Source organism: Longimicrobiaceae bacterium, assembly GCA_035936415.1.
GTDB lineage: Bacteria > Gemmatimonadota > Gemmatimonadetes > Longimicrobiales > Longimicrobiaceae > JAFAYN01.
The window spans coordinates 1-6,536 of record DASYWD010000307.1 but is presented as its reverse complement, the minus strand read 5'-3'; the positions used below and the strand labels follow the sequence as shown (position 1 = coordinate 6,536).

Below are 6,536 nucleotides of genomic sequence, written 5' to 3'. Positions count from 1 at the left end.
GGCGGGGGGCGCTCGCTCTCGTACCGGGAGCTGCTCGCGGCCGCGGAGCGCGTGGCCGCCGGGCTGCGGACGCGGGGCGTGGGCCCGGAGGACCGGGTGGGGCTGCTTCTGGAGCGGGGGACCGACCTGGCCGTCGCTCTCCTGGGAGTGCTCCAGGCCGGCGCGGCGTTCGTCCCCCTGGACCCGGCCTACCCGGCCGAGCGGCTCGGCTTCCTCCTGGAGGACAGCGGGGCCGCGGTGGTGGTGACGCACTCCTCCATGCTGCCACGCCTCCCCGCGGGTGCCGCCGGGGCGCTGTGCGTGGACCGCCTCCCGGAGGCCGGATCGCCCGCGGACCCCGCGGCCGGGGGGGCGCTCCCCGAGAGCCTGGCGTACGTCATCTACACCTCGGGCTCCACCGGCCGCCCCAAGGGCGCGATGGTCACCCACCGCTCGCTCCTCTGCTACGCGGAGGCGATGCGCGAGCGGCTGCAATTGACCCCGGCCGACCGGATCCTGCAGTTCGCCTCCCCCGGCTTCGACGTGATGGTGGAGGAGGTCTTCCCGGCCTGGCTCTGCGGAGCGGCCGTGGTCTTCCCCGGGGCGGACCTGCTGGGCACGCCCGCCGACCTGGTGGAGACCCTGCAGGCCCAGGGGGTGACCGGGCTCGAGCTCCCGACCGCATACTGGCACGAGTGGGTGCAGCTTCTCGCGGACGACGGGGCGCGGCTCCCGGCGAGCGTCCGCTTCGTCATCGTGGGCGGCGAGCGGATCGTGCCCGACCGCCTCCAGGCGTGGGCGCGGACGGGCGTGCCGCTGGTACACGTCTTCGGCCTCACCGAGACGACCGTCACCTCCACCACCTTCGGGCTGGCCGCGGGGGAGGACGGGTCCGTCCACCCCAACCTCCCGCTGGGGCACGCGCTCCCCAACGTCGCCCTCCACGTGCTGGACGCGGACCGTGAGCCGGTGCCGGACGGGCTCCCGGGCGAGCTGTTCGTGGGCGGGGACGGGGTGGCGCGCGGCTACCTGGGGCGACCAGCGCTCACGGCCGAGAGGTTCGTGCCGGACCCGTTCGGAGAGGCGGCGGGGGGCCGCCTGTACCGCACGGGGGACCGGGTGCGGCGGATCCCAAGCGCGGCGCTTGAGTTCCTGGGGCGGATGGACGACCAGGTGAAGGTGCGCGGCTTCCGCGTCGAGCCGGCGGAGATCGAGGTTGCGCTCGCCGAGCACCCGGCGATCCGGCAGGCGGCGGTCGCGGTGCGCGAGGAGGAGGCCGGGGCGAGGCGGCTGGTGGCCTACGTGGTCGCGGCCCCGGAGTGCCGCGACGGGTCCGGGGTCTCGCTGCAGGGGTTGCGCGAGTACTTGGGGGAACGTCTGCCGGAGCACATGGTGCCCTCGGCCTTCGTGGTGGTGGACGCGATCCCGCTGACCGCCAACGGCAAGGTCGACCGCCGCGCCCTCCCGGACCCCGCCGGCGGGAAGCTCGGCGGCGGGGAAGCGTACCTACCCCCCCGCGACGAAGTGGAGGCAACCCTGGCCCGGATCTGGGGCGAGGTGCTGCGCGTGGAGCGGGTGGGAATCCACGACAACTTCTTCGAGCTGGGCGGCGACTCCATCCTGTCCATCCAGATCGTCTCGCGGGCGCGCCGCGCGGGGCTGAGCCTGCGCCCCCGGCAGATATTTCTGCATCCCACGCTCGCCCGGCTCTCGGGGGTGGTGGGCACGCCCGCCGCCGCGGCCCGCGTGGACCGGGAGCCCCTGGCCGGCGAGGCGTCGCTCCTCCCGGTGCAGTGCTGGTTCTTCGAGCAGGAGGTCCCGGACCGCGCCCACTGGAACATGCCGCTCCTGCTGGAGCTCCGCCGGCCGCTGGATCCGGAGCTGCTGCGGGGAGCCCTGCGAGAGGTGCTGCTGCACCACGACGCGCTCCGCTTCCGCTACGCGCCTGCGACGGGGGGGAGCTGGACGCAGCGCTACGCCCCGCCGGCCGACGACGCCGTCCCGCTGGAGCGGGCGGACCTTGCCGGGATCCCCGCGCCGGAGCTCGCGGGGGAGATCGAGCGCCGCTGCGCGGCGGCACAGGCCGGGCTGGACCTGGAGCGCGGGCCGCTGCTCCGGGCGCTGCTCCTGGAGCCGGGGAACGGGGCGCCCTCCCGCCTCCTCCTGGCCGCGCACCACCTGGTGGTGGACGGGGTCTCGTGGCGGATCGTCGTGGAGGACCTGCAGACGGCGTACGAGCAGCTGGAGCGCGGCGAGCGCCCCTGGCTTCCGCCCAGGACCACCTCGTTCGGGGAGTGGGCGGCGCGCCTCGCGGAGCACGCGGCGCGCGGCGGCTTCGACGGCGAGCTGGAGCACTGGATGGACGAGCCGCGCAGGATGACGCGCCTCCTTCCCGTCGACGCTCCCGGCCCGAATCCGTCCGGCGCGGCGCGGACGGTGTCCGTCGCGCTGGAGCGGGAGGAGACGCAGGCGCTCCTCCAGGAGGTCCCGGCCGCCTACCGCACCCGGGTGGACGACGTGCTCCTCACCGCCCTTGCACGGGCGTTCGAGCCGTGGACGGGGGACCCGTGTCTGCTGGTGGAGCTCGAGGGGCACGGACGCGAGGAGCTGTTCGAGGACGTGGACCTTTCCCGCACGGTGGGGTGGTTCACCGCCATGTACCCGGTGCTCCTCGACCTGCGCGGGGCCCACGGGACGGGCGAGGCGCTGAAGCGCGTCAAGGAGCAGCTCCGGGGCGTCGCCGCACGGGGAATCGGGTACGGCGCGCTCCGCTACCTGGGCCCGAGCGCGCGCACCCGGGAGGGCCTTGCGTCCCTCCCGGCGCCGCAGGTGGGCTTCAACTACCTGGGGCAGGTGGATCCCTCCGTGTCCGGCGCGTCGCTGTTCGGCCTCGCCGCGGAGCCGGCCGGTCCGGGCGTGGACCCCCGCGCGCCGCGCCCCCACCTCCTGGACGTCAACGCCGTCGTCGAAGGGGGGAGGCTCCGCGTGGAGTGGACGTACGGCGCGCGGGTGCACCGGCGGGACACGGTGGAGGCACTGGCCGGGCGGTATCTCGCGGAGCTGCGGCGGCTGCTGGAGCACTGCAGGTCGGGGGAGGCGGGCGGATGCACCCCCTCGGACTTCCCCCTGGCCGGGCTCGACCAGGCCGGGGTGGACGCGCTGGTGGGGAGCGGGCGCGGGGTGGAGGACGTATACCGGCTGACGCCCACCCAGGAGGGAATCCTCTTCGAGACGCTGTACGCCCCCGAGAGCGGGGTGTACGTGGCCCAGTACCACTTCGGCCTCGGCGGGGTGCTCGACGAAGCGGCCTTCGAGCGGGCGTGGCGGCGCGTCCTGGAGCGGCACTCCTCGCTCCGCACCGGCTTCGCGCACGAAGCGGCGGACCCTCCGCTCCAGGTGGTGTGGCGCGAGGTGGACCTCCCCGTCCTGCGCGAGGACCTGCGGGGCCTCGCCCAGGAGGAGCAGCGGGAACACCTGGACGCGCACCTGGCCGCGGACCGGGCGCGCGGGTTCGACCTGGCCCATCCCCCGCTCATGCGGCTCGCGCTCTTCCGCACGGGCGACGCGGCGTGGGAGCTGGTCTGGACCCTTCATCAGATCCTCCTGGACGGGTGGAGCCTCCCTGTGGTCTTCCGGGAGGTGCTGGAAGGCTACGACGCCTTCGCCGCGGGAGGGGATCCGGCGCGGGATGCGGCACCCCCGTATCGCGACTACGTGGCCTGGCTCGCGCGCCAGGACCCGTCCCGGACCGAACGGTTCTGGAGGGAGTCGCTCGCCGGCTTCCCGGCGCCGACGCCGGTGGGCACGGCGGGCGGCGCCCGGCCGGCGGCGGAGACCGGCCCCGAGCGGGTGGAGTGCACGCTCCCGGAGGAGCTCTCCGCCGCCCTGCACGCCGCCGCGCGCCGGGGCGAGCTGACGGTGAACACGCTGCTGCAGGGCGCGTGGGCGCTGCTGCTGTCGCGCCATGCCGGGGAGGAGGACGTGGTCTTCGGCAGCACCGTGTCCGGACGCCCCCCGGAGGTGGCGGGGGTAGAAGAGATGGTCGGCCTGTTCATCAACACCCTCCCCGTCCGGGTGCGGGTGGTCCCCGGCTCCCTGCTGCTGCCCTGGCTGAGGTCGCTGCAGGAGCGGCAGGCGGAGGCCCGCGACCACGAGCACACCCCGCTGGCGCAGGTGCAGCGCTGGAGCGAGGTGCCCGCCGGCACCCCGCTCTTCGAGAGCCTGCTGGCGTACGAGAACTACCCGTTCGAGGAGCTCCTGAAGGCGCCGCGGGCGCTGCGGGTCGAAAGGCGGGGCACCCGGGAGCAGACCAACTACCCGCTCGGCATCGCCGTGGTGCCGGGACGCGCCCTGCGTGTGCTCGCCACGTACGACCGCGCCTGCTTCGATGCCGGAGAGGTGCGGCGGATGCTCGGCCAGCTCCGGGTGGCGCTGGAGGGGATCGCCCCCGGCGACGGTCGCGCGGTCGGCTCCATCGGCCTCCTCTCCGAGGCGGAGCGCCGCTCCCTGCTGGCCGCCTCGCGCGCCGAAGCCGTCCGGCACCCGCCGGTCTGCGTGCACGAGCTGTTCTCGGCGCAGGCCGCGCGCACCCCGGAGCTGACGGCGGTCGCCGGCCGCGGCGGGGCGCTGACCTACGCGGAGCTGGAGCGCAGCTCCAACCGGCTCGCGCACCGGCTGCGCGGGCGCGGCGTGGGGCCGGAGACCCGCGTGGGCGTCTGCCTGGAGCGCGGCGTGGAGATGCTGGTGGCCGTGCTGGCGGTCCTCAAGGCGGGGGGCGCCTACGTCCCGCTGGACCCCTCCTACCCGGCCGAGCGCCTGGCGTACACGCTGGCCGACGCGGGCGCCTCCCTGCTGCTCTCGCAGAGCGGCCTCCTGGAGGCGCTCCCCACCTTCGCGGGGGAGGTCGTCCGCCTGGATGCGGAGCAGGGGGCCGCCGCGGGCGAGCCGGACATGCCCCCGCAGAGCGGGGTGGGGACCCGCAACGCGGCGTACGTCATCTACACCTCCGGTTCCACCGGCACCCCCAAGGGCGTCGTCGTCGAGCACGCCAGCCTCGCGAACACGCTGCTGGGCACCCGCGACACCTTCGGGCTCGCCGCCGGCGAGGTGTTCCCGGCCATGGCCAGCTACGCTTTCGACATCTGGGGCTTCGAGGTCTTCGCCCCTCTGCTCTCCGGGGGGGAGGTGCGGCTGTTGGAGCGCGAGACGGTGCGCGACGTGGAGCGCCTGGTGGAGGAGCTGGCGGGCGCCGACGCGCTGCACGCCGTGCCGGCGCTGATGCGCGAGGTCGTCGCGCGGGTGCAGGCCGGGCCCGGGACGCTGCCGCGCATACGCAGGGTGTTCGTCGGCGGCGACGCCGTGCCGCCAGACCTGATCGGGCGGATGCACCGGGTCTTCCCCGCCGCCCGGACGTGGGTGCTGTACGGGCCGACGGAGGCGACCATCCTGGGCGCGGCCTCCGGGTTGAGGCAGGAGGAGGACTACGGGTGGCAGGTGGTGGGCCGGGCGCTGCCCGGGGTGGGGCTGTACGTGTGCGATGCGGGGGGGGGGCTGCTGCCGGAGGGAGTGCCGGGGGAGCTGTGGATCGGGGGGGCGGGGGTGGCGCGCGGCTACCTGGGGCGCGCGGAGCTGACGGCGGAGAAGTTCGTGCCCGACGCGCTCGGGGGCGAGGCGGGATCGCGGCTGTACCGGACGGGAGACCGGGTGCGGCGGCGGCCGGACGGGGAGCTGGAGTTTCTGGGGCGCGTGGACGGGCAGGTCAAGATCCGCGGCTTCCGCATCGAGCCGGGCGAGGTCGAGGCGGCGCTGCTGGACCAGCCGGGCGTGCACGATGCCGTTGTGGTCGCGCGCGAGGACTCGCCGGGGCAGAAGCGGCTGGTAGCCTACGTGACCGCGCACGAGGGAGCGGACGTATCGGCCGCAGGGCTGCGGGCCCGCCTGTCCTCGCGGCTGCCGGAGCACATGGTGCCGTCCGCGTTCATGGTGATGGGCAGTCTGCCGCAGAACGCCAACGGCAAGACCGACCGGCGGGCGCTCCCCGCGCCGGAGCGGGGAGGCGCGAAGGAGGCGTACACCGCGCCGCGCACCGGGGCCGAGACGGTCCTGTGCGCGGTCTGGGCCGGGGTGCTGAAGACCGAGCGGGTGGGGGTGGAGGACAACTTCTTCGAACTGGGCGGCGACAGCATCCTTTCCATCCAGGTGGTGGCGCGGGCGCGGCAGCAGGGGCTGAAGCTGACGCCGCGGCAGATCTTCGAGCGGCCTACCGTCGCGCGCCTGGCCGAGGTGGCGGAGTGGGCGAGCCCCGAGGCCGCCGCGGCGGCGCAGGGCCCGGTCACGGGCGAGGCCCCGCTGACGCCGGTGCAGCGGCGCTTCTTCGAGCAGCCGGGCGGGAACCGGAGCCACTTCAACCAGGCCCTGCTGCTGCGTCCGCGCGAGGCGCTGGAGGCGCGCCTGCTGGCGCGCGCCGCCGCCGCGCTGGAGGCGCACCACGACGCGCTGCGGCTGCGCTTCCGGCAGGGGGAAGACGGCGCGTGGACCCAGTCGCACGCCGCACCGGG

1 protein-coding gene is annotated in these 6,536 nt (G+C 75.5%); it reads left to right on the top strand.

From position 1 onward, the window contains the following. On the top strand, positions 1-6,536 hold a 6,536-nt coding region (locus tag VGR37_12780; GenBank protein ID HEV2148272.1), incomplete at both ends, for an amino acid adenylation domain-containing protein.